At 66.4% G+C, this 20,757-nt stretch carries 19 protein-coding genes; 10 read left to right on the forward strand and 9 right to left on the reverse strand.

The genetic code is table 11. The features are described from left to right. The first annotated feature begins 146 nt into the window (after positions 1–146). The 3 genes from ACZLIB_RS07605 (at position 147) to ACZLIB_RS07615 (ending at position 3,502) form a co-directional block, all read left to right on the forward strand. Positions 147–908: a gamma-glutamyl-gamma-aminobutyrate hydrolase family protein gene (locus ACZLIB_RS07605; RefSeq protein ID WP_478469525.1), complete on the forward strand. Its 762-nt coding sequence runs from the start codon at positions 147–149 to the stop codon at positions 906–908. After that, on the forward strand, positions 905–2,302 hold the full coding sequence (locus ACZLIB_RS07610) for a glutamine synthetase family protein (protein WP_032127878.1): 1,398 nt from the start codon (positions 905–907) through the stop codon (positions 2,300–2,302). The genes ACZLIB_RS07605 and ACZLIB_RS07610 overlap by 4 nt, the downstream gene beginning before the upstream one ends. Positions 2,303–2,392: 90 nt before the next feature. Beyond that, positions 2,393–3,502 carry a polyamine ABC transporter substrate-binding protein gene (locus ACZLIB_RS07615; protein ID WP_032127877.1) on the forward strand — a complete coding sequence of 370 codons (1,110 nt, stop codon included), beginning with the start codon at positions 2,393–2,395 and terminating at the stop codon, positions 3,500–3,502. A gap of 39 nt (positions 3,503–3,541) precedes the next feature. On the opposite strand, the gene ACZLIB_RS07620 is transcribed toward ACZLIB_RS07615, so the two are convergent. Next, complete coding sequence (locus ACZLIB_RS07620; RefSeq protein WP_478469527.1) at positions 3,542–4,942, reverse strand: flavin-containing monooxygenase; 1,401 nt, start codon at positions 4,940–4,942, stop codon at positions 3,542–3,544. Positions 4,943–5,215: 273 nt separating this feature from the next. Between ACZLIB_RS07620 and ACZLIB_RS07625 the strand changes: the two genes are divergently transcribed. From ACZLIB_RS07625 to ACZLIB_RS07640, 4 genes are all read left to right on the forward strand, one after another. Then, positions 5,216–6,352 carry an ABC transporter ATP-binding protein gene (locus ACZLIB_RS07625; protein WP_032130239.1) on the forward strand — a complete coding sequence of 379 codons (1,137 nt, stop codon included), beginning with the start codon at positions 5,216–5,218 and terminating at the stop codon, positions 6,350–6,352. Next, positions 6,349–7,281 carry an ABC transporter permease subunit gene (locus tag ACZLIB_RS07630; protein ID WP_049399899.1) on the forward strand — a complete coding sequence of 311 codons (933 nt, stop codon included), beginning with the start codon at positions 6,349–6,351 and terminating at the stop codon, positions 7,279–7,281. The genes ACZLIB_RS07625 and ACZLIB_RS07630 overlap by 4 nt, the downstream gene beginning before the upstream one ends. Then, on the forward strand, positions 7,278–8,120 hold the full coding sequence (locus ACZLIB_RS07635) for an ABC transporter permease subunit (protein WP_008267688.1): 843 nt from the start codon (positions 7,278–7,280) through the stop codon (positions 8,118–8,120). The genes ACZLIB_RS07630 and ACZLIB_RS07635 overlap by 4 nt, the downstream gene beginning before the upstream one ends. A gap of 83 nt (positions 8,121–8,203) precedes the next feature. Then, positions 8,204–9,568: an NAD-dependent succinate-semialdehyde dehydrogenase gene (locus ACZLIB_RS07640; protein ID WP_478469528.1), complete on the forward strand. Its 1,365-nt coding sequence runs from the start codon at positions 8,204–8,206 to the stop codon at positions 9,566–9,568. A 181-nt stretch (positions 9,569–9,749) separates the two neighbouring features. Here the strand turns inward: ACZLIB_RS07640 and ACZLIB_RS07645 are convergent, their stop codons facing one another. From ACZLIB_RS07645 to ACZLIB_RS07675, 7 genes are all read right to left on the reverse strand, one after another. After that, entirely contained in the window at positions 9,750–10,772 is a 1,023-nt protein-coding gene (locus tag ACZLIB_RS07645) for a magnesium and cobalt transport protein CorA (protein ID WP_012510579.1), read from the reverse strand. 6 nt (positions 10,773–10,778) lie between these two features. After that, on the reverse strand, positions 10,779–12,029 hold the full coding sequence (locus ACZLIB_RS07650) for a lipoprotein N-acyltransferase Lnb domain-containing protein (protein WP_100434371.1): 1,251 nt from the start codon (positions 12,027–12,029) through the stop codon (positions 10,779–10,781). Then, positions 12,026–12,907: an HlyC/CorC family transporter gene (locus tag ACZLIB_RS07655; protein WP_005408827.1), complete on the reverse strand. Its 882-nt coding sequence runs from the start codon at positions 12,905–12,907 to the stop codon at positions 12,026–12,028. Before ACZLIB_RS07655 ends, ACZLIB_RS07650 begins: the two co-directional genes overlap by 4 nt. A 64-nt stretch (positions 12,908–12,971) precedes the next feature. Then, on the reverse strand, positions 12,972–13,559 hold the full coding sequence (locus ACZLIB_RS07660) for a hypothetical protein (protein ID WP_478469530.1): 588 nt from the start codon (positions 13,557–13,559) through the stop codon (positions 12,972–12,974). Further along, positions 13,559–14,167: a hypothetical protein gene (locus ACZLIB_RS07665; protein WP_478469531.1), complete on the reverse strand. Its 609-nt coding sequence runs from the start codon at positions 14,165–14,167 to the stop codon at positions 13,559–13,561. Before ACZLIB_RS07665 ends, ACZLIB_RS07660 begins: the two co-directional genes overlap by 1 nt. 41 nt (positions 14,168–14,208) lie before the next feature. After that, positions 14,209–14,694 carry an rRNA maturation RNase YbeY gene (gene ybeY / locus ACZLIB_RS07670; protein ID WP_005408831.1) on the reverse strand — a complete coding sequence of 162 codons (486 nt, stop codon included), beginning with the start codon at positions 14,692–14,694 and terminating at the stop codon, positions 14,209–14,211. After that, positions 14,691–15,677: a PhoH family protein gene (locus ACZLIB_RS07675; RefSeq protein WP_005415936.1), complete on the reverse strand. Its 987-nt coding sequence runs from the start codon at positions 15,675–15,677 to the stop codon at positions 14,691–14,693. The genes ybeY and ACZLIB_RS07675 overlap by 4 nt, the downstream gene beginning before the upstream one ends. A gap of 482 nt (positions 15,678–16,159) precedes the next feature. On the opposite strand from ACZLIB_RS07675, the gene ACZLIB_RS07680 reads away from it, so the two are divergent. The 3 genes from ACZLIB_RS07680 to ACZLIB_RS07690 are packed head-to-tail and all read left to right on the forward strand — an operon-like array spanning position 16,160 to position 19,169. Then, positions 16,160–17,116 (forward strand): HlyD family secretion protein, encoded by a 957-nt coding sequence (locus ACZLIB_RS07680; RefSeq protein WP_049399906.1) that lies wholly within the window; start codon positions 16,160–16,162, stop codon positions 17,114–17,116. Between the two features lie 20 nt (positions 17,117–17,136). Then, on the forward strand, positions 17,137–18,060 hold the full coding sequence (locus ACZLIB_RS07685; RefSeq protein ID WP_478469532.1) for an ABC transporter ATP-binding protein: 924 nt from the start codon (positions 17,137–17,139) through the stop codon (positions 18,058–18,060). Continuing rightward, the gene (locus tag ACZLIB_RS07690) at positions 18,057–19,169 is read left to right on the forward strand and encodes an ABC transporter permease (protein WP_154262997.1); all 1,113 of its coding nucleotides are present in this window, start codon (positions 18,057–18,059) and stop codon (positions 19,167–19,169) included. The genes ACZLIB_RS07685 and ACZLIB_RS07690 overlap by 4 nt, the downstream gene beginning before the upstream one ends. A gap of 79 nt (positions 19,170–19,248) precedes the next feature. Here ACZLIB_RS07690 and miaB read toward each other — a convergent pair whose 3' ends face one another. Further along, positions 19,249–20,667 carry a tRNA (N6-isopentenyl adenosine(37)-C2)-methylthiotransferase MiaB gene (gene miaB, locus ACZLIB_RS07695; protein WP_049463570.1) on the reverse strand — a complete coding sequence of 473 codons (1,419 nt, stop codon included), beginning with the start codon at positions 20,665–20,667 and terminating at the stop codon, positions 19,249–19,251. Positions 20,668–20,757: the final 90 nt, after the last annotated feature.

Genomic DNA, 20,757 nt, shown 5'->3' on the forward strand with positions numbered 1-20,757 from the left:
CGCAGTACGGAAGGACGGAGCGGGGGAGGACGATCAGTGTTCACGCGACTAGTTTCGCCGATGCGTGACGGCCATGGTGTGACGGCGACGACTTGCCGCATTCGCGGGCCGACGGGTAACGTGTCGGCACGCCAAGGAGTTTTCCCATGCGCCGCCTGCCCTGGGTGGGCCTGCCCACCGACAGCACCGTGCTCGGCCATCACCGCTTCGCGGTGGCCGGCGAGAAGTACGTGCGCGCGCTGGCCGAGGCTGCCGAAGTGACCCCGGTTGTATTGCCGAGCCTGCAGCCTCCTTTGCCGGCTGGCGAATGGCTGCAGGGGCTCGATGGCCTGCTGTTGACCGGCGCGGTCAGCAACATCGAACCGCAGCACTACGAGGGCGGCCGCAGCTGGCCAGGCAATCCGCACGACCCGGCCCGCGATGCCAATGCCTTCGGGCTGCTGCGCGAAGCGCTGGCGTTGGACCTGCCGGTGCTGGCGATCTGCCGCGGCTTCCAGGAGCTGAACGTCGCGCTGGGTGGCAACCTGCATCCGCAGGTGCACGCGGTGCCTGGTCTGGCCGACCATCGCGAAGACCCGCAGGCGCCGGTGGAGGTGCAGTACGGGCCGGCCCACACGGTCACCCTGGCCGCTGATGGCTGGTTGGCGCGGTGGAGCGGCAGTGGCCGGACGCAGGTCAATTCGGTACACGGGCAGGGTATCGCTCGTCTGGCGCAGGGGCTGCAGGTCGAAGCCGTGGCCGATGATGGCCTGGTCGAGGCGGCACGCAGCCTGCACCATGGTTTCGTGCTCGGCGTACAGTGGCACCCGGAGTGGCGTGTCATGGATTCGCCGTTCTATCACGCTATTTTCCGTGCGTTCGGCCAAGCTTGCCGGCAGCACCAACAGAACCGACTGGATTCCCGATGAGTTCCCGAACGCGCCCGCGCAAGACGGCTACGCCCCCCGCACCGCAGGAAAGCAGTCTGCTGCGTTGGCTGAAGGAGCGGCGCATCACCGAGGTCGAGTGCCTGGTGCCGGACATCACCGGCAACGCGCGCGGCAAGATCATTCCGGCTGACAAGTTCTCGCACGACTACGGCACGCGGCTGCCCGAGGGCATCTTCGCCACCACCGTCACCGGCGAATTCCCTGACGATTACTACGACCTGACCTCGCCGTCGGACTCGGACATGATGCTGCGCCCCGATCCGGACACCGTACGCATGGTGCCGTGGGCGGCCGATGCCACCGCGCAGATCATCCACGATTGCTACACCAAGAGCGGTGAGCCGCACGAGCTGGCACCGCGCAACGTGCTGCGCCGCGTGCTGGCGGCCTACGCCGAGCTGGGCCTGCGCCCGGTGGTGGCGCCGGAGCTGGAGTTCTTCCTGGTGCAGAAGAACACCGACCCGGACTTCCCGCTGCTGCCACCGGCCGGCCGCTCCGGGCGTCCGGAAACCGCGCGGCAGTCGTACTCGATCGATGCGGTCAACGAATTCGACCCGATCCTCGACCTGATGTACGACTACGCCGATGCGATGAAGCTGGACGTGGACACGCTGATCCACGAGTCCGGCGCGGCACAGCTGGAGGTCAATTTCACCCATGCCGATGCGATGGACCTGGCCGACCAGGTATTCCTGTTCAAGCGCACCATGCGCGAAGCGGCGATGCGCCACGGGGTGTATGCCACGTTCCTGGCCAAGCCGATGGAAAACGAGCCGGGCAGTGCTATGCACATCCACCAGAGCCTGGTGCGGGTGAGCGATGGCAGCAATGTGTTCGCCGGTGAGACCCATGCCGAGGGCGAGTTCAGCCCGGTGTTCGGCCACTACCTGGGCGGCCTGCAGAAGTACGTGCCGCAGGCGATGGCCTTCTTTGCGCCGAACGTGAATTCCTACCGCCGGCTGGTGTTCGGCGAGGTTTCGCCGAGCAACGTGCACTGGGGCTATGACAACCGCACCTGCGGGCTGCGTGTGCCGCTGGACACGCCGGAGAACATGCGCGTGGAAAGCCGCTTCGCCGGGTCTGACGCCAACCCGTACCTGGCGATGGCGGCGACCCTGGCCTGCGGCCTGCTGGGCATCCGCGAGCGGCTGGCACCGGATGCGCCGGTGACCGGCAGCGCCAAGGAACTGGGCTACAACCTGCCGCGCTCGCTGGGCGAAGCGCTGGACGGGCTGGAGCAGTGCAGCGAGCTGCAGGCGCTGCTGGGCGAGCGCTTCTGCCGCGCCTACATCTCGGTCAAGCGCAAGGAATATGAGACCTTCTTCCGCGTCATCAGCTCGTGGGAGCGCGAGTTCCTGCTGCTGAACGTCTGAGCATCTGGAATAGAAAAATCCGCCGCCGGGGGGTAGGCTGGCACCCGTCGCCGGCCCCGCCGGCCCCCTTTCCGCATTCTGGAGCACCCGATGAAGCTGCGTATCCTCACGCTCGGCCTGGCCTCCGCCATGCTCGCCGCCTGCAGCGGTGGCAACGGCGGCGCGCAGGACAGCCAGGTCCTGAACGTCTACAACTACAGCGATTACATCGCCGAGGACACCATCCCGACCTTCGAGAAGGAGAGCGGCATCAAGGTGACCTACGATGTGTTCGACAGTGATGAGATGGTCGAGACCAAGCTGCTGGCCGGCAACAGCGGCTACGACGTGGTGGTGCCGACCCTGAATTTCTTCGGCCGCCAGATCCAGGCCGGTGTGTTCCTGCCGCTGGACAAGAGCAAGATCCCGAACCTGGCCAACCTCGATCCGGCGGTGATGAAGCGCATCGCCACCCAGGACCCGGGCAACCAGTACGGCGTGCCGTACATGATCGGCACCACCGGCATCGGCTACAACGTGGAGATGCTGAAGCAGCGCTTCGGCGGCAGCACCGACATCGCCAACAGCTGGGACCTGGTGTTCAAGCCGGAGAACATCAGCAAGATGAAGGACTGCGGCGTGACTATCCTGGACACGCCGGCGGACATGATCCCGATCGCGCTGCATTACCTGGGCCTGGACCCGCACAGCGGCGACCCGGCCGAGCTGCAGAAGGCGGCCGACCTGCTGAAGTCGATCCGCCCGTACGTGCAGAACTTCCATTCCTCGCAGTACGTGGGTTCGCTGGCCAACGGCGGCACCTGCCTGGTGGTCGGCTGGTCGGGTGACATCATCCAGGCCCGCGACCGCGCTGAGGAAGCCAGCAATGGCGTGCACGTGGCCTACTCGATCCCGAAGGAAGGCGCCCCGCAGTGGTTCGACATGCTGGCTATCCCGAAGGATGCCAAGCATCCGGAAGCCGCGTACGCGTTCATCAACTACCTGCTGCAGCCGAAGGTTGCCGCGGCCAACACCAACTTCATCCACTACGCCAACCCGGTGCCGACCGCGACCCCGCTGGTGGATGAGGCGATCCGTACCGACCCGACCATCTACCCGCCGGCCGACGTGGCCGACAAGATGTTCACCTATTCGATCAATACGCCGGAAACCGACAAGCTCTACACCCGGCTGTGGACCGAGGTGAAGACCGGCCGTTAAGCCGGTCTGGCGCCGCCGGGCCATGCCCGGCGGATTGCTTCATCCTTGGCCGGGCGCGGTACCGCCGCCCTGGTCAAGGTGCCGCAGGATCGCCGGCAACAGGTCACGTGCATCGCGACCGCCGTTGCACAGGAACGACGAACTCATCCGCTGCAGGTTGTGCATGCCGATGAAGAACAGCCCCGGATGCGGTGAAACGCCGAACTCGCCGAGCGGATAGCCATGTGCGTCCAGCACGCCCTGCACGTCGAGCCAGGGCCATTCGGCGACGAAGCCGGTGGCCAGCACCACCGAGCGGATGCCTGCGGCCTGCAGATCCAGTTCACGCGGGGCGGCGTCCGGCTCCCAGTGCAGATAGACCTCTTCGGGAATGTAGCGGGCATCGTCGGTGCGTGGTTCGGGGCGCGTGGCGTAGTACGCGCTGGCCAGCGAATCGAGATAGGCATATTCGGTCCGTGTCGCCTCGATCGCGGTGCGCAGCTGCGGGCGCACATCGGCGAAGCGGGCGACGTTTCCATCGAAGCCCTGCAACCGGCCCAGCAACCTGATGCCTGCGCGGTGCATCGCCAGCAGGCTGATCGAGCTGCCCAGGCCGGCACGTCCCTTGCCGGAAATCAGCGGAAATTCAGCGGTGCGGGCCTTGCGCAGCGCATCCGGTTCTCCGGCCAGGACGGCGGCCGCTTCACTCACGTGCTGGTGGATGCGCCCGGCCATGTCCCACCAGGTCATCGAGTCCTTGCCGCGCAGCCGGCGAGTATGCGAATGCCGCTGGGCCAGTGACCAGTGCACGCTGCGACCGCTGTCGCGCAGGTCCTGGGCGATCTGCGCGCCGGACTGGCCACCGCCAATGACCAGCACGCCGCCGTCGGGCAGCTGGCGGGGGCTGCGGTAGTCGCCGGAGTGCAGCACCGTCAGACCCGGTGCGGGCGCGAAGGGGACCCGGGGCATCCGCGCGCGCCGGTATTCGCCGGTAGCGACCACAACCGCCCCAGCCCGGATCAATCCGTGGCTGGTTTCGATGGCATAGCCGCCCGATTCGGGCGTGACCCGCTGAACCGCACAACCTTCGCTGATCGGCAACGAACGTTCGTCGGCATAGTCGCGCAGCCGCCGGATCACCTCGGGGGCCCCCATGAAACCTTCCGGGTCGTCGCCCGCATAGGCATGGTCGTGCAGGGCCATCGTCGCGTTGGCGGTGTTGGTCTGGAACGAATCCCAGCGCCGCTGCCAGCTGGCGCCCACGGTTTCGGCCTCCAGCACGCGATGCTCGACGCCGGCTTCCTGCAGGAGCGCGCTGAGGGACAGCCCGGCCTGGCCGGCGCCGATGATGACCAGCGGCAGCGTTGCAGGCAGGGAGCCCGGCAGGCGGGGCGGGAAAGGGGAGGGGCGGTCCGGGGAAGTCACCAGGATGGGTCCATGCAGGGGCTTGATCCGGGCCATTGCGCGGGGAATGCCCCGGGCCTTCAACAGATCCGGTTCTGAAAAACGTTGCAGATCGAGGCGTCGCCTGTGGTGTCTGGCCGGGACGACCGCAGGGGCGTCCAGGGGAGCCCGGGCCTTTGCGCGGACAGGCCACCATGGCGGGGGAAAACCGACACTCCCAGGGCCCCCGGGGCTGGCCAGCGGCCGCTTCCGCCTGCCGCCGTCATATCCCCTGGGCCCCCCGGCCGTTAGAATGGCGGCCGCTGTCCACCGCCCGCTCCCGGAGCCCCCATGCCCGTTGAAGCCCAGCCGGTAGCCACCGTCGTCGACACGACCGGTGCGCCCGGCTATCTCTCCATTCGTGACCTGCGCAAGGAATTCGACGGTTTCGTCGCCGTTGACGACGTCAATCTGGACGTGCGCAAGGGCGAGATCTTTGCCCTGCTCGGTGGCTCCGGCAGTGGCAAATCGACCCTGCTGCGCTGCCTGGGTGGCTTCGAGACGCCCACCAAGGGCAGCATCACCCTCGACGGCCAGCGCCTGGACGCGCTGCCGCCGTATCAGCGGCCGGTCAACATGATGTTCCAGTCCTATGCCCTGTTCCCGCACATGACGGTCGAGCAGAACATTGCCTTCGGCCTGAAGCAGGATGGCCTGGGTAAGGACGCGATCAGCAAGCGCGTGGGCGAGATGCTGGACCTGGTGCAGATGGGCCACCTCGGCAAGCGCAAGCCGCATCAGCTGTCCGGCGGCCAGCAGCAGCGCGTGGCGCTGGCGCGGTCGCTGGCCAAAGGGCCGAAACTGCTGTTGCTGGACGAGCCGATGGGCGCGCTGGACAAGAAACTGCGCTCGCAGATGCAGCTGGAACTGGTCAGCATCATCGAATCGTCGGGTGTGACCTGTGTGATGGTCACCCACGATCAGGAAGAAGCGATGACCATGGCCACCCGCATCGCGGTGATGGATGCCGGCTGGATCCAGCAGGTCGGCAAGCCGGACGAGGTCTACGAGCAGCCGGCCAACCGCTTCGTCGCCGAGTTCATCGGTTCGGTCAACCTGTTCGACGGGGTGATCGACGAGGACCTTCCCGAGTACGTGACCGTGCGCTCGCCGCTGTTCCCGGCGCCGATCTACATCGCCCATGGCATCACCGGCTATGAAGGGCAGCCGGTCGCGTTCGCGCTGCGCCCGGAGAAGGTGATGATCGGCAAGGACGAGCCGGAAGGGCACACCAACAAGGCGCAGGGCGTGATCGAGGACATTGCCTACTTCGGCAGCCACTCGGTGTACCACGTGCGCCTGCCCAGCGGTGCCAAGGTACTGGCCAACTTCGCCAACTCGCAGCGCTGGGCCAGTGATGGCCTCACCTGGGGCGACGAGGTGTGGGTGCACTGGCGCGACAACGACGGCGTGGTGCTGACCTCATGAGCGTCGCCGGCCTGAAGCGCTGGTTGCCGGGGCTGCGTGCCACGGTGATCGGCATTCCGTATCTGTGGCTGCTGCTGTTCTTCGCAGTGCCGTTCCTGATCGTGCTGATGATCAGCTTCTCGCTCAGCCGGGTCGGCTCGCCGCCGTACACCTGGCTGCTGCAGTACGCCGATGGCGGCTTCTCGCTGAAGCTGAACCTGGAAAACTACCTGGCGCTGTTCCGCGATTCGATCTATGCGCAGGCGTTCCTGAGCTCGATCAAGATCGCGGCGATCTCGACCTTCCTGACCCTGCTGATCGGCTACCCGATGGCCTACGCCATCGCGCGCCTGTCGCCGGCCGCGCGCAACGTGGCGATGATGCTGGTGGTGCTGCCGTCGTGGACCTCGTTCCTGATCCGCGTGTATGCATGGAAGGCGATCCTGGACCGCAACGGCCTGCTCGACCAGTTCCTGCAGTTCACCGGTCTGCAGACGCTGATGACGTCGATGGGCCTGCCGAAACTGCAGCTGATCGACACCCCGACCGCCGCCTATATCGGCATCGTCTACTGCTATCTGCCGTTCATGGTGCTGCCGCTGTACGCCAACCTGGTCAAGCATGACCACCGCCTGCTGGAAGCTGCCTACGACCTCGGTGCCAAGCCGTGGCAGGCGTTCCTGCGCATCACCCTGCCGCTGTCCAAGGCCGGCATCATCGCCGGCTGCATGCTGGTGATGATCCCGGCGATCGGCGAATTCGTGATTCCGGAAATGCTGGGTGGCTCGGAAACGCTGATGGTCGGCCGCCAGCTGTGGAATGAATTCTTCAACAACCGCAACTGGCCGGGCGCGTCGGCGATGGCAGTTGCGATGATCCTGTTGCTGCTGGTGCCGATCCTGCTGTTCAACCGTTCCCAGCAGCGCCTGCTGGAAGGGAAGCAGGCATGAGCCCGCGTAGCGCAAAGGGCCTCGGGCTGGGCGTGCTGCTGCTCGGCTTCGCCTTCCTGTACCTGCCGATCCTGTTGTTGATGTTCTATTCGTTCAACAGCTCGCGGTTGGCGATGGTCTGGGCCGGGTTCTCCACCCGCGCTTACAGCGACCTGTTCGCCGACCGCGCGCTGATGGATGCGATGTGGACCAGCCTGGTGGTGGCGTTCTGGACCGCCTGTACCGCCACCGTGCTGGGCACGCTGGCGGCGATGGTGATGACGCGCTTCAAGCGCTTCCGTGGCAAGCCGCTGTTCGGCGCGCTGGTGACCGCGCCGCTGGTGATGCCGGATGTGATCCTGGGCTTCTCGCTGATGGCGCTGCTGGCCTCTATGGGCGCGATTCCCGGCTTTCCGGCGCGCGGCCTGACCACCATCTGGATCGCCCACGTCACCTTCACCCTGTGCTTCGTCACCGTGGTGGTGTCCTCGCGCCTGCAGGAAATGGACCTGTCGCTGGAAGAAGCAGCGATGGACCTTGGCGCCAGCCGGCTGACCGTGTTCGGCCGCATCACGCTGCCGATCATCGCGCCGGCGCTGGTGGCCGGTTGGCTGCTGGCGTTTACCCTGTCGCTGGATGACGTGGTGGTGGCCAGCTTCGTGGCCACGCCGGGCTCGACCACGCTGCCGATGAAGGTGTTCGCCTCGGTGCGCATGGGCATCAGCCCGAAGATCAATGCGCTGGCCACGCTGCTGGTGTCGGCGGTGTCGATCGCCGCAGTGATCGGCTGGTACATCAACGCCCGCGCCGAGAAACGGCGCCAGCGCGACCTGCAGCTGGCGCGGCAGGACAACGGCTGAGCACACGGTCTGTCGACAGCGTCGGCAACATCCGGCTCACGGTCGGCGGCGCACAATGGGGGTCTTCCAGATGGAGATCCCCCATGACCGTCGAGATTGTCGATCCGGCCACCGGCCAGGTGACCTACCGCCATGAACTGATGGGTGCTGCCGACGTCGAGCAGCGCCTGCAGGCCGCCGCCGATGCATTCCCCGGCTGGGCCGAGCGCTCGTTGCAGGAGCGGGGGGCGATCCTCAAGCAGATCGCTGGCCAACTGCGCGCGCGCCGCGACGATCTGCAGCAGGCGATGACCCATGAGATGGGCAAGCTCAAGGCCGAAGCGCTGGCCGAGGTCGACAAGTGCGCGGCAGCCTGCGAGTTCTACGCCGACCACGCAGCTGATTATCTCAAGCCGCAGCTGATCGACACCGAAGCCCAGCGCAGCTATGTGCGCTACGAGCCGATCGGCTGCGTGTTCGCGGTGATGCCGTGGAATTTCCCGATCTGGCAGGTGTTCCGTTTCCTCGCCCCGGCGTTCATGGCAGGCAACGTGGCCCTGCTCAAACACGCCAGCAACGTGCCGCAGTGCGCCGACCTGATCCTGGCGGTATGCCGTGACGGTGGCCTGCCTGACGGCGTGTTCGATGTACTGCACATCGACAACGACCAGGCGGCTGAGGTGCTGCGCGACGCACGGGTGAAGGCGGTGACACTGACCGGCAGCGAGCGGGCAGGGCGCTCGATCGCGTCCAACGCGGGCAGCCAGCTGAAGAAGTCGGTGATGGAGCTGGGTGGCAGCGATGCCTTCGTGGTGCTCGACGATGCCGACCTCGACAAGACCGTGGCGGCGGCGGTGAAGTCGCGCTTCGATAACAGCGGGCAGACCTGCATCGCGGCCAAGCGCTTCATCGTGGTCGAGGCGGTGGCCGATGAGTTCACCCGGCGCTTCGTGGAAGCCGCGGGCGAGCGCCAGTACGGTGATCCGGACGAGCGCGGTACCACGCTGGCGCCGATGGCGCGCGCGGACCTGCGCGACGAACTGCACAAGCAGGTGCGGGCCAGCGTGGCCAAGGGCGCGCGGGTACTGCTGGGTGGTGAGCCGATTGCGGGTACACATGCCGGCTATCCGGCCACCGTGCTCGATCAGGTCGGCCCGGGCATGCCGGCCTACGACGAGGAGCTGTTCGGGCCGGTGGCTGCGGTGATCCGTGTCGCTGACGAGGCCGAGGCACTGCGCGTGGCCAACGACACCCGCTTCGGCCTGGGCGGCAGCGTGTGGACGCGCGACCCGGTGCGTGGCGAAGGCTTTGCCCAGCGCATGGAATGCGGTGCCGCGTTCGTCAACGCCATCGTCAAGAGCGACGCGCGGCTTCCGTTCGGTGGCAGCAAACAGTCCGGTTTCGGCCGGGAGCTGGCCGACCACGGCATCCATGAATTCATGAACATCAAGACCGTCTACGTGGCTTGATGCACCAGCTTCTGTAGTCGAGCCATGCTCGACTGAGCTTCGCTCTCGTAGAGTCGAGCTTGCTCGACTGCTTTGGCTGGCATCAGTCGAGCAAGCTCGACTCTACAGAAGCGGGTCATGCGCCACGACCAACGGTCGTGGCCTACCGGTCCGGTGGGTATCGACCGTTGGTCGATACGCCCTACAACCACTTCGCGCGCTTGAACAACCGGTACAGCCCCACGCACACACCGCCCACGCCCACGATCATCAGCGGGTACGACCACGGCTCGCTCAACTCCGGCATGTGGCTGAAGTTCATGCCGTACCAGCTGGTGATCAGCGTCGGCGCCGCCAGCAGCGCGGCCCATGCGCCCAGGCGCTTGACCGTCTCGCCCTGCGCCAGCGTCACCAGCGACAGGTTCACGCTCAGCGCGGTGCCGAGCATCTCGCGCAGCGTGTCGATCACATCGCTGATGCGTACTGCGTGGTCGTGGACGTCGCGGATGTACAGCTTCACTTCGTCGGGGATCAGCTCGCCCTGGTAGCGGCGCAGCTGCGCCAGCACATCCTGCAGCGGCGCCACCGCCATCCGCATCTTGTTCAGCTCGCGCTTGAGCTCGTACAGCCGCACCACCGTGCTGCGCTTGTAGGTGTCGGCGAAGATGTCCTTCTCCAGCAGCTCCAGGGTGTCGCGGAAGCGGTGCACGATGGGCAGGTAGTTGTCGACCACGAAGTCGGTCACCGCGTACAGGCAGTACGACGGGCCCATCTTCAGCAGCTGCGGCTCGCGTTCCACCCGCGCACGCACCGGGGCATAGGACAGCGAAGCGCCATGGCGTACCGTCACCAGGAAGCGCGGGCCGAGGAAGGCATGGGTTTCGCCGTACTGGATGCGCTCGTCGACCATCTGCGCGGTGGTCACCACCACGAACATGGAATTGCCGTAGGTCTCGACCTTGGGCCGCTGGTGCGCGTTGCGCGCATCCTCGATGGCCAGGTCGTGCAGGCAGAACTCTTCCTGCAGTTTCAACAGCACATCATCATTGGGGTCGTACAGGCCGACCCAGACGAAGCCGTTGCCACTGGCAATGACATCGCTGATGGCGTCCAGGGTGATGTCGTGGCGTTTGCCCTCGTCATCGTAGTGGACGCAGTTGATGACGCAGGCGGGGTTGGCCGAGGCGGGCGCGGCAGCAGAGGCGGGCAATGACATGCCCGCCATCGTGCGTCAGGGCTGTGTTTTGGACAAGTGAGGAGTACGCCCCAGCACCCATGCCAGCGCGACGTGGACGGGCAGCAGCAGCACGATCCACTGCACGTTGTACTGTGCCTGCAGGCTCAGCCAGTGCAGTACCAGCGCGGCCACCGCCTGTACCGCCAGCAGCCACAACACGATCCTGAACATGCGGCCTGGCACGCGACGGCGCAGCAGGGCGATTGCACCCGGCAACAGCAGCACGGCCAGCGGCGAGAGCAACAGCAGGTTGCGGTTGGCCCATGCGGCGTAGTGGATGCTGAAGCCCCACAGGAACACCAGCACGCCACCAAACAGGGCGCACAGCAGCCAGAACGGCAGGGCCAGCCCGGCCAGCAGGCGCGGGCGGTTGCGCAGCGCCAGCACGCCGCCGGCCACGATCAGCCCGAGCAGCAGCCACGGCCACCAGCGGCGCGCGAATTCCTTCGGCTCCGCATCGATACGATGCGGCAGCAGTTCCTGTTCGGACTGCACCAGCGGACGGCCATCGCTGTTGCGTGCCTGGCGCAGCGCATCGGCCAGGCGCATCGGCACGAAGGCTTCCTGCCAGCGCGACAGCGGCTGGTCGGCAAATGGCCCAAGGCCGACATCGAAGCCCAGCCACATCCACGGTGCCGGCGACGCCAGGCGGACCGATTCACTGCGGTAGGTGTTGCCGCGCGAGCGCCCCGACAGCTGCGACTGCAGGCCGCCACCCAATGCCTTGTCCACCGTGTCGCGCACCATCGTGGCGCAGTTGGCGGTGTAGTAATCGTAGTGGTAGCGCGCGTTTTCCGGCTTGGCCCGCTCGGCCAGGTCGGCGGCCAGCGCACGCGCCTGGTCCGGGCGCAGGTCCAGCCACTGCACGCTGGCGCCACGGCCGGTCTCGTCGTAGTAGGACAGGTCCTGCTGCAACGGCAGCGCGACCAGGTAATACATCATGTCGCCGCGTGCGAAGCGGCTGATGAAATCGTCCTCGGACGGATCGAAGTAGCCGAAGTTGTACGAGGTTGCCTCGCCGCTGACCGGATCGACCACGACGATGGCGTCGTGGCCGAAGCGTTCGAAGAACACGGTGCCCGGCTGCATGGTCACCACGCCGATGCGCGGGGCAGGGGCTTCAGCGTTGGTCGCGGGTACGGCAGGTGTGGCTGCGACCGGCTGCGCGAAGGCGGCCAGCGGCAGGGCCATGGCCAGCACGCACAGTGCCAGCCACACCATGAGGATCAGGCCGCGGCGCTTCAAGCGTCGTCCTGCGCGTCCGGCGGCAGCACGGTCACGTGGAAGGCCTGTACCCGGCGCGCATCGGCGCGGGCCACGCGGAACATGAAGCGATCCAGCGCCAGCTCGTCACCGACTTCCGGCAGATGGCCCACGGCCTCGGTGACCAGGCCGCCGATGGTGTCGTAGTCCTCGTCGGAGAACGTCGCGCCGAAACGCTCGTTGAAGTCGCCGATCGGGGTCAGCGCGTCGACCACGTACTGGCCGTCGGACTGGATGGCGATCTGCGCCGAGGGATCTTCAGCCTCGTCATGCTCATCGTCGATCTCGCCGACGATCTGTTCCAGCACGTCCTCGATGGTGACCAGGCCGGCGACACCGCCGTACTCGTCCACCACGATGGCCATGTGGTTGCGCGACAGGCGGAATTCCTTCAGCAGCACGTTGAGCTTCTTCGCTTCCGGGATCAGCACCGCCGGGCGCAGCAGCTCGCGCACGTTGGCCGGGCCGTTGTCGGCAACCACGCCGCGCAGCAGGTCCTTTGCCAGCAGGATGCCAAGGATGTCGTCCTTGTTCTCGCCGTGTACCGGGAAGCGCGAATGGCCGGATTCGACCACCTGCTTCATCAGTTCCAGGAAGGGCGCTTCAACCGGCAGCGAGACCATCTGCGAGCGCGAAATCATCACGTCGCCCACGGTCAGCTCGGCCACCGAAATGGCGCCTTCCATCATCTTCAGGGTATCGGCGGCGATCAGACCCTCTTCCTGCGCAGTGTGCAGGACAGCGACCAGCTCGTCGCGGGTATGGGGTTCGCCGGAGAAGGCGGAGGTCAGGCGTTCAAGCCAGCCGCGCTTCTTTTCACTGTGCTCCGCAGGGGAGCTACTACTGTCGTCTTCTGACATCTCTGGAAAAAAGGCACCCGGCAGGCCGGGCGTTGACCCAAGTCTAGCAGGATGTGACGGCCTGTCAGTGACTGCCGGTGGCCGGGGTTGGGGCGGCCGGGGCCGGCTCCTCCTCGGGCAGGTCCAGGCTGTAGGTGCAGCCGGCCAGGGTCTTGCCGGGGTGGGAGGCCACGGTGGAGACACTGAGGATGATCGACTCGATCTGGGCCTCGCCGGTCTTCGGGTCGGTCACGTCGCGGCTGACCAGTTCGCGGCCGGCCATGAACTTGCCGTCCTGGTCGTAGCCGGTCTCCAATCCCAGCCGTTTGGCCAGCGGGCGTGGGTCGGCCTGCTCGAGCACCGCCATGATGCTGGCGCCGGCCACCGCCACCCGCTCGGTCTGTTGGCCGAAGACGGTGATCGGGCCGGCCAGCCGGAACTCGCTCATGAACTGGTTGCCCTGCGGCAGCGGCTGCAGGCCCTGGGCCACGGCCTTCAGCGGATCGGCCAGCAGCGGCGCCAGCGCGGCCTGCTCGGCCACGCCCTGGCGGCATTCGATCAGGGCCGGCAGGTCCAGGCTGGTGGCGAAGGCGGCGGGAGCGGCGAGGGCACAGAGCAGGGGCAGGCAGCAGCGCAGTGACACGGTCGATTTCCGCAGGCGAAGGGCCGCCATCATAGCCCCGGCGAGCGCCGGAACAGCCCCGTGAGAAGGCGCAGGAAACCGGTCATCGCCCGCCGCACGACCATCAGTGAGAGGGTCAGCACGACCGCAAGCATGGCGACCTGCATCGATTGCCCCGCGATGCGCGCCACCGCCGGCCACAGGCCCGGGCTGGTCAGCCAGGGCATCAGTTCCGCTGCCGCGGTCTTGGCCACTTTCATGTAGATCACAGCCAGCACGAACAGCACCAGCAGCGAGGTACGGCTGGCGTGGAAGAACGGGAGTGCGTTCACGGAGCGGCCCAGGCGGCGGTGCACGATCATCCGCCACAGGAGCGGAAGGGTCAGTGCACCCACCAGCGTCAGCACCATCGACGTTTCAAGCAGACCGGGGAGATGGGCCGGTTCCAACCGTCCGCTGAGGTGCGGGCCGATCATGCCGATCGCCAGCCCGGCCAGCAGGCACACGGGCGAGAGCAGGGCCAGGCTGCGCAGCAGCCAGTGCCTGCCGCTGGGTTCGTGGGCGCTGATGCGGCGCACGGTATAGGCACCCAGCACCAGCAGCATGGCGAACAAGGTGGCGCCGATCACAAACATCATTGAGCCGTTTCCCGAGGTCATCCTTGTTCCTCTCGTGTTCCTGGCGACGGGCGGTGGCCCGCTCAGCGCTCGCCCGCGTATGGATCGTCGATGCCCAGCTCGGCCAGGATTTCCCGCTCCAGCTGCTCCATCGCCTCGGCTTCCTTGTCGTCCTCGTGGTCCCAGCCGAGCAGGTGCAGCACGCCGTGCACGGTCAGATGCGCGTAATGGGCATTGAGTGCCTTGCCCTGTTCGTCGGCCTCCCGTGCCACGACCGGAGCACAGATCACCAGGTCACCCAGCAGCGGGAATTTGACGCCCTTGGGCAGGCCTTCGGGCACTTCGGCCGGGAAGCTGAGCACGTTGGTGGCGTAGTCCTTGCCGCGGTAATGGCGGTTCAGCGACTGTCCTTCCTTGGCATCGACCACGCGGATGGCCAGATCGGCCTCGCGGATGCGGCCCTTCAACGCGGCGGCCACCCACTTGCGGAAGCTCACTGCCGCCGGCAGGCCGGCGCGCGGCAGGGCATAGCTGACGGCGACGTCCAATCGCACGGGACCACGGGTCATGGAGTTGCTCCAGGTTGGATCTGATGCAGGTCGCGGCGGTCGTACGCGCTCACGATGCGCGCTACCAGCGGGTGGCGGACCACGTCACGGGATTCGAAGAAGGTGAAGCTGACGCCCTCGACCTCACGCAGCACGTCGATGGCGTCGCGCAGGCCGGACTTCACGTGCTTGGGCAGGTCGGTCTGGGTCAGGTCACCGGTGACCACCGCAGTGGAACCGTAGCCCAGGCGGGTCAGGAACATCTTCATCTGCTCGATGGTGGTGTTCTGTGCTTCGTCCAGGATCACGAACGCATCGTTGAGCGTGCGGCCGCGCATGTAGGCCAGCGGCGCGATCTCGATGACGTTCTTCTCCAGCAGCTTGACCACCTTTTCCACGCCCATCATCTCGTACAGGGCGTCGTACAGCGGTCGCAGGTAGGGATCGACCTTCTGGCTCAGGTCGCCGGGCAGGAAGCCCAGCTTCTCGCCGGCCTCCACCGCCGGGCGCACCAGGATCAGGCGCTGCACCCGCGATTCATTCAGGGCCTCGACCGCGCTGGCCACGGCCAGGAAGGTCTTGCCGGTACCGGCCGGGCCGATGCCGAAGTTGATGTCGTGGGTGGCGATCTGGTGCAGGTAGCGGCCCTGGTTGGCGCCGCGGCCGCGCACCGTGCCGCGCTTGACCTTGATCGCCACGTCCTGTGCTTCGTAGGAGCGCTCGGCGATCTGCTCGACATTGGCCTGCGCCAGGCGGAGGTGGATGGCGTGGTTGTCGAAGGTCGTTTCGCCGGCTTCGGCGTACAGCGCTTCAACCAGCTTCTGCGCCTCGACGATGGCTTCGTTGGGGCCGCTGATGCGGAACACGAAGCCACGATTTGCGATCTCCACGCCGAGCTTCAGCTCGATCTGGCGCAGGTGCCCGTCGAAGGGGCCGCACAGGTTGGCCAGTCGCTCGTTGTCTTCCGGCGACAGGGTGAAGTCTCGATGATCGATGCTTTTCATTGCTTTGGGTGGGGCGGACGCCTTCCACCGCAGTGTATTCAGGGAGGACAAGGGTAGCGCGCGTGCGGGGCACACGGCCAGCAGACGGTCGATACAGCGTTTTCCACACCCGGTGTGGACGGGGCACGCGGAAACCTGTGGATAGACCTTCGCAATGCTTGTGCCACAAGGCCCATGAGGTCCTGGTGAAAAAAACGTCATGGTCGCCGGTCGCTACGGCAGCACTGCCACGGGTGGCCTGCACGGGGGGATTCATCGTGATGGCAGTGCAGGTTTCGTTGCCGGGCGAGCAACAGCGCCGGGTCCTGCCGGATTTCCACAACGGTTGTGGAATGATGCCGAATCAACCTGTGGATAGGTGGTGCGGAGCCTTGCAGCAAAAGGCTTGCCCACGCGTGGTGAAAAAACCGTCAGGGCTGATTGGAATCATTGAGGGTGCACGGGGCACATGGCACCGTGTCGCCGTCGCAGGAGGGGATGGCATGGGCATCGGCAACGGGATGCGTGGAATCGGACTGGCGGGCATCGGCCTGCTGGTGGGGTGTGGGCAGTCAACGCCGACTGCGCTGGGCACGCTGGAGTGGGACCGGATCACGGTGCCGGCACCGGCGGCCGAAGTGATCGCCACGGTAGAGGTGCGCGAGGGCCAGCAGGTCAAGGTCGGGACCGTGCTGATGCAGCTGGACCCGGCGCGGGGAGACGCGCAGTTCGCCGCAGCGCAGGCTGATACGGCGCGTGCGCAGGCGCAGCTGGAAGAACTGCAGATCGGCCCACGCCAGGAGCAGATCGCTCAGGCCCAGGCACAACTGGCCGCGTTGCGCGCACAGGCTGCCGAAGCAAGTGCCTATTACCGACGAGTCCAGCCGTTGGCCCAGCAGCGCTTGATTGCCGCCGCTGAACTGGATCGAGCACGCGCCGCCGCCGGCAATGCCGAAGCCAGCGTGCGTGCTGCCGAGCAGGCCTGGCTGGAGCGGGTGCACGGCAGCCGTGTGCAGGATATCGCCCAGGGCCAGGCGGCCGCCGATGCCGCACGGGCACAGCAGGTGGTACAGAGCGTGAACCTGCAGAAGCTGCAGTTGCGTGCACCGCGCGACGGGGTAGTCGATGCATTGCCCTACCGGCAGGGTGACCAGGCACCGATCGGTGCGCCGCTGGCAGTGATGCTGGTCGGCGAGCGCCCCTATGCGCGCGTCTACCTGCCGCAACCGCTGCGTCTGCAGGTCAAGGTCGGGCAGGCCGCGCAGATACAGCTGGAAGGCGGCAACACCGTGCTGAAGGGGCATGTACGTGCGATCCGTAGCGAACCATCGTTCACGCCGTACTACGCACTGACCGGCGATGACGTCGAACGGCTGAGCTATCTGGCCGAGATTGAAGTGGACGGGAACAGCGATATGCAGAAACTGCCAGCGGGTCTTCCGGTACAGGTGCGCTTCTGAACACCGGTGCGGACATCGCGGTGCATGCGCAGGGCCTGACCCGCCGCTTCGGCGAGCTGCTGGCCGTGGACAACGTCGACCTGACCGTACCGCGCGGACAGGTATACGGTTTTCTGGGCCCGAACGGGTCTGGCAAGTCGACCACCATCCGCATGCTGTGCGGCCTGCTGGAACCCAGCGCCGGGCAGATCGAGGTGCTGGGCCTGGCGGTGCCGGAGCAGGCAGAGGCGCTGCGCCGGCGCATCGGCTACATGACCCAGCGCTTCTCGCTGTACGAAGACCTGTCGGTGCGCGAGAACCTGGAATTCCTCGCCGCCATCCAAGACCTGCCGCGTGCGCAGGCCCGGCAGCGGATCGAGGCGCTGCTGCAGCAGTACCGTCTGCAGGACCGGCAGCCGCAGTTGGCCGGCACCCTCAGTGGTGGGCAGAAGCAGCGCCTGGCGCTGGCCGGTGCGGTGATACATGGGCCGGAACTGCTGTTCCTGGACGAGCCGACCAGTGCGGTCGATCCGGAATCGCGCCGCGATTTCTGGGAAGCCCTGTTCGAGCTGGCCGACGCCGGTACCACCGTTCTGGTTTCAACCCATTACATGGACGAGGCCGAGCGCTGCCACCGGCTGGCGATTCTCGATCGTGGCGCACTGGTGGCCGACGGCACGCCGGACGAACTGTGTGCACAGCTGCAAGGCCGCACGTTGCAGGTCACGTCAGTGCAACCGCGTCAGGCCAGCCGCGCGCTGGCCGCATTGCCTGGCGTGCTGAGCGTGGCGCAGATCGGCACTCAGCTGCGCGTGCTGTGCAGTGAGGAGATGGCAGATGTTGCCGAGCTGCGCCGTGCACTGGCCGGTGCCGATCCGCAGGCCAGCATTGAGGCGGTGGCACCGAACCTGGAAGACGTGTTCGTGGCGGCCACCCGCGGCCGTGGCCGGGAGCCGGCGGCATGAACCTGCGCCGCCTGTGGGCGATCATGCTCAAGGAGCTGCGGCAGCTGCGCCGCGACCGCATCACGCTGGCGATGATCGTCGGCATTCCGGTGATGCAGCTGCTGCTGTTCGGCTACGCGATCAATCTCAACCTGCGCCATCTCAACGCCGGTGTCGCCGACCAGGCCAACAGCGCGGCGTCACGCGCGCTGGTGCAGGACATGGTCGCCACCGGCGTGATCACGCCGCGCAGCGAGGCGTACACGCCCGATCAACTGATGCAGGCGCTGCGCCGTGGCGAAATCAGTGTCGGCATCGTGGTGCCGGCCGACTTCGAGCGGCGCCGTTTCGATGGCCGTGAGGCAGTGCAGGTACTCGTCGATGGCAGCGACACCGTTGTACAGAGCGCAGCGATCCAGCTGGCACAGGTGCCGCTGGATACGCGCCCTGCCAGCAACACGCGGCCGCTGCGCGAAGGCAGCATCGCTGGTGGTCCGATCAGCGTGACCAGTTTCTACAACCCGCAGCGGCGTTCGGCGGTGAACATCGTGCCGGGCCTGATCGGGGTGATCCTGACCATGACCCTGGTGATGTTCACGGCCGTAGCGGTGGTGCGTGAACGCGAGCGCGGCAACATGGAACTGCTGATCGCCACACCGGTGTCGCGCAGCGAACTGATGGTCGGCAAGGTGCTGCCCTATGCGGCCATCGGTCTGCTGCAGACCACGCTGGTACTGGTGCTGGGCACCTGGCTGTTCCAGGTGCCGATCCGCGGCAGCCTGCTGGACATCTATCTGGCCGCGGTGCTGCTGGTGCTGGCCAACCTGGCGCTGGGCCTGCTGATCTCAACGCGCGCGCGCTCGCAGTTCCAGGCGATGCAGATGACGTTGTTCCTGTTCCTGCCGTCGATCCTGCTGTCGGGCTTCATGTTCCCGTTCGCCGGCATGCCACGGCCGGTGCAGTGGCTGGCCGAAGTGCTGCCGCTGACCCACTTCCTGCGCCTGGTGCGCGGCATCATGCTGCGCGGCGCCTCGCTGTGGGAGCTGTGGCACGATGCACTGGCGCTGCTGGCCTTCATCGTGGTGATGATGACTCTGGCGATCCTGCGTTTCCGCAAGCGATTGGATTAGGGAATGCCATCCGGTAGTGCCGGCTGCTGGCTGGCATCAACTCCGGTGGGTGCCGACCGTTGGTCGGCACACCCTAACCTTATTCCGCCACCACCCGCGCGCGCAGCGAATTGGTCAGCGCTTCGGTGATCACCACGTCCACGAACTGGCCGATCAACCGTGCCGGCGCCGGGAAGTTCACCGAACGCATGTTCTCGGTCTTGCCGGTCAGTTCGTTCGGGTTCTTCCGCGAAGGACCTTCCACCAGCACCGTCTGCACGGTACCGACCATCTTTTCGGAAATGCCGGCAGCGTGCGCATTGATGCGTTCCTGCAGGCGCGACAGGCGCGCGTGCTTCTCGGCATCGCTGATCGTGTCCTCCAGATCCGCAGCCGGTGTACCCGGGCGACGCGAATAGATGAAGGAGAAGCTGTGGTCGAAGCCGATGTCCTCGATCAGCTTCATGGTCTTCTCGAAGTCGGCATCGGTCTCGCCGGGGAAACCGACGATGAAGTCCGAGCTGATCGAGATGTCCGGGCGCACCGCGCGCAGCTTGCGGATCTTCGACTTGAATTCCAGTGCGGTGTAGCCACGCTTCATCGCCGACAGCACGCGGTCGCTGCCTGCTTGTACCGGCAGGTGCAGGAAGTTGGCCAGCTGCGGCACGTCGCGGAACGCGTCGATCAGCGAATCGCTGAACTCCAGCGGATGCGAGGTGGTGAAGCGGATGCGGCCGACGCCATCGATCTCGGCGATGGTGCGGATCAGCAGGCCGAGGTCGGCGAACTCGCCGTCCCCATAGGGCCCACGGTAGGCGTTGACGTTCTGGCCGAGCAGGTTGATCTCACGCACGCCCTGTGCAGCCAGCTGCGCCACCTCCACCACCACGTCCTCGAACGGGCGGCTGACTTCGGTACCGCGGGTGTAGGGCACCACGCAGAACGAGCAGTACTTGGAACAACCTTCCATGATCGAGACGAAGGCCGAAGCACCTTCGGCGCGTGGCTCGGGCAGGCGGTCGAACTTCTCGATCTCGGGGAAGCTGATGTCCACCTGCGGGCGCTTCTGCTCGCGCCGTGCACGGATCAGTTCCGGCAGGCGGTGCAGGGTCTGCGGGCCGAACACCAGGTCGACGAACGGCGCGCGCTTGATGATTGCCTCGCCTTCCTGCGAAGCGACGCAGCCGCCCACGCCGATGATGACCTCGCGGCCCTTGTTCTTCAGGCCCTTCCATACGCCCAGCTGGCTGAACACCTTCTCCTGCGCTTTCTCGCGGATGGAGCAGGTATTGACCAGGATGACGTCGGCGTCGTCCGGGCTGTCGGTCAGTTCCAGCCCATCGCTGGCGGCAAGCACGTCGGCCATCTTGGCCGAGTCGTACTCGTTCATCTGGCAACCGTGGGTCTTGATGTACAGCTTGCCTTTCACCTGGTCGGGCTTGCGCGGACCGGTGGGCAGGGCAACGAGCGGGGTACCGCCCGGCGTGGCGGGCGGAAAGACGTCTGGCGTCCCGGTCATGGCGCTTAATCCATTCGGGTGGCGGGAAAGCGGGCAATTCTACCCGCATCCCAGCGCGTGCGCCGGCCCAGTAGAGCCAGGCCATGCCTG

The organism is Stenotrophomonas sp. 220_Sma (assembly GCF_056487375.1).

Coding starts and splice junctions, on each gene's coding strand:
- ACZLIB_RS07605 (WP_478469525.1), top strand. CDS start 147: ATGCGCCGCCTGCCCTGGGTGGGCCTGCCCACCGACAGCACCGTGCTC.
- ACZLIB_RS07610 (WP_032127878.1), top strand. CDS start 905: ATGAGTTCCCGAACGCGCCCGCGCAAGACGGCTACGCCCCCCGCACCG.
- ACZLIB_RS07615 (WP_032127877.1), top strand. CDS start 2,393: ATGAAGCTGCGTATCCTCACGCTCGGCCTGGCCTCCGCCATGCTCGCC.
- ACZLIB_RS07620 (WP_478469527.1), bottom strand. CDS start 4,942: ATGGCCCGGATCAAGCCCCTGCATGGACCCATCCTGGTGACTTCCCCG.
- ACZLIB_RS07625 (WP_032130239.1), top strand. CDS start 5,216: ATGCCCGTTGAAGCCCAGCCGGTAGCCACCGTCGTCGACACGACCGGT.
- ACZLIB_RS07630 (WP_049399899.1), top strand. CDS start 6,349: ATGAGCGTCGCCGGCCTGAAGCGCTGGTTGCCGGGGCTGCGTGCCACG.
- ACZLIB_RS07635 (WP_008267688.1), top strand. CDS start 7,278: ATGAGCCCGCGTAGCGCAAAGGGCCTCGGGCTGGGCGTGCTGCTGCTC.
- ACZLIB_RS07640 (WP_478469528.1), top strand. CDS start 8,204: ATGACCGTCGAGATTGTCGATCCGGCCACCGGCCAGGTGACCTACCGC.
- ACZLIB_RS07645 (WP_012510579.1), bottom strand. CDS start 10,772: ATGGCGGGCATGTCATTGCCCGCCTCTGCTGCCGCGCCCGCCTCGGCC.
- ACZLIB_RS07655 (WP_005408827.1), bottom strand. CDS start 12,907: ATGTCAGAAGACGACAGTAGTAGCTCCCCTGCGGAGCACAGTGAAAAG.
- ACZLIB_RS07660 (WP_478469530.1), bottom strand. CDS start 13,559: ATGGCGGCCCTTCGCCTGCGGAAATCGACCGTGTCACTGCGCTGCTGC.
- ACZLIB_RS07665 (WP_478469531.1), bottom strand. CDS start 14,167: ATGACCTCGGGAAACGGCTCAATGATGTTTGTGATCGGCGCCACCTTG.
- ybeY (WP_005408831.1), bottom strand. CDS start 14,694: ATGACCCGTGGTCCCGTGCGATTGGACGTCGCCGTCAGCTATGCCCTG.
- ACZLIB_RS07675 (WP_005415936.1), bottom strand. CDS start 15,677: ATGAAAAGCATCGATCATCGAGACTTCACCCTGTCGCCGGAAGACAAC.
- ACZLIB_RS07680 (WP_049399906.1), top strand. CDS start 16,160: ATGGGCATCGGCAACGGGATGCGTGGAATCGGACTGGCGGGCATCGGC.
- ACZLIB_RS07690 (WP_154262997.1), top strand. CDS start 18,057: ATGAACCTGCGCCGCCTGTGGGCGATCATGCTCAAGGAGCTGCGGCAG.
- miaB (WP_049463570.1), bottom strand. CDS start 20,667: ATGACCGGGACGCCAGACGTCTTTCCGCCCGCCACGCCGGGCGGTACC.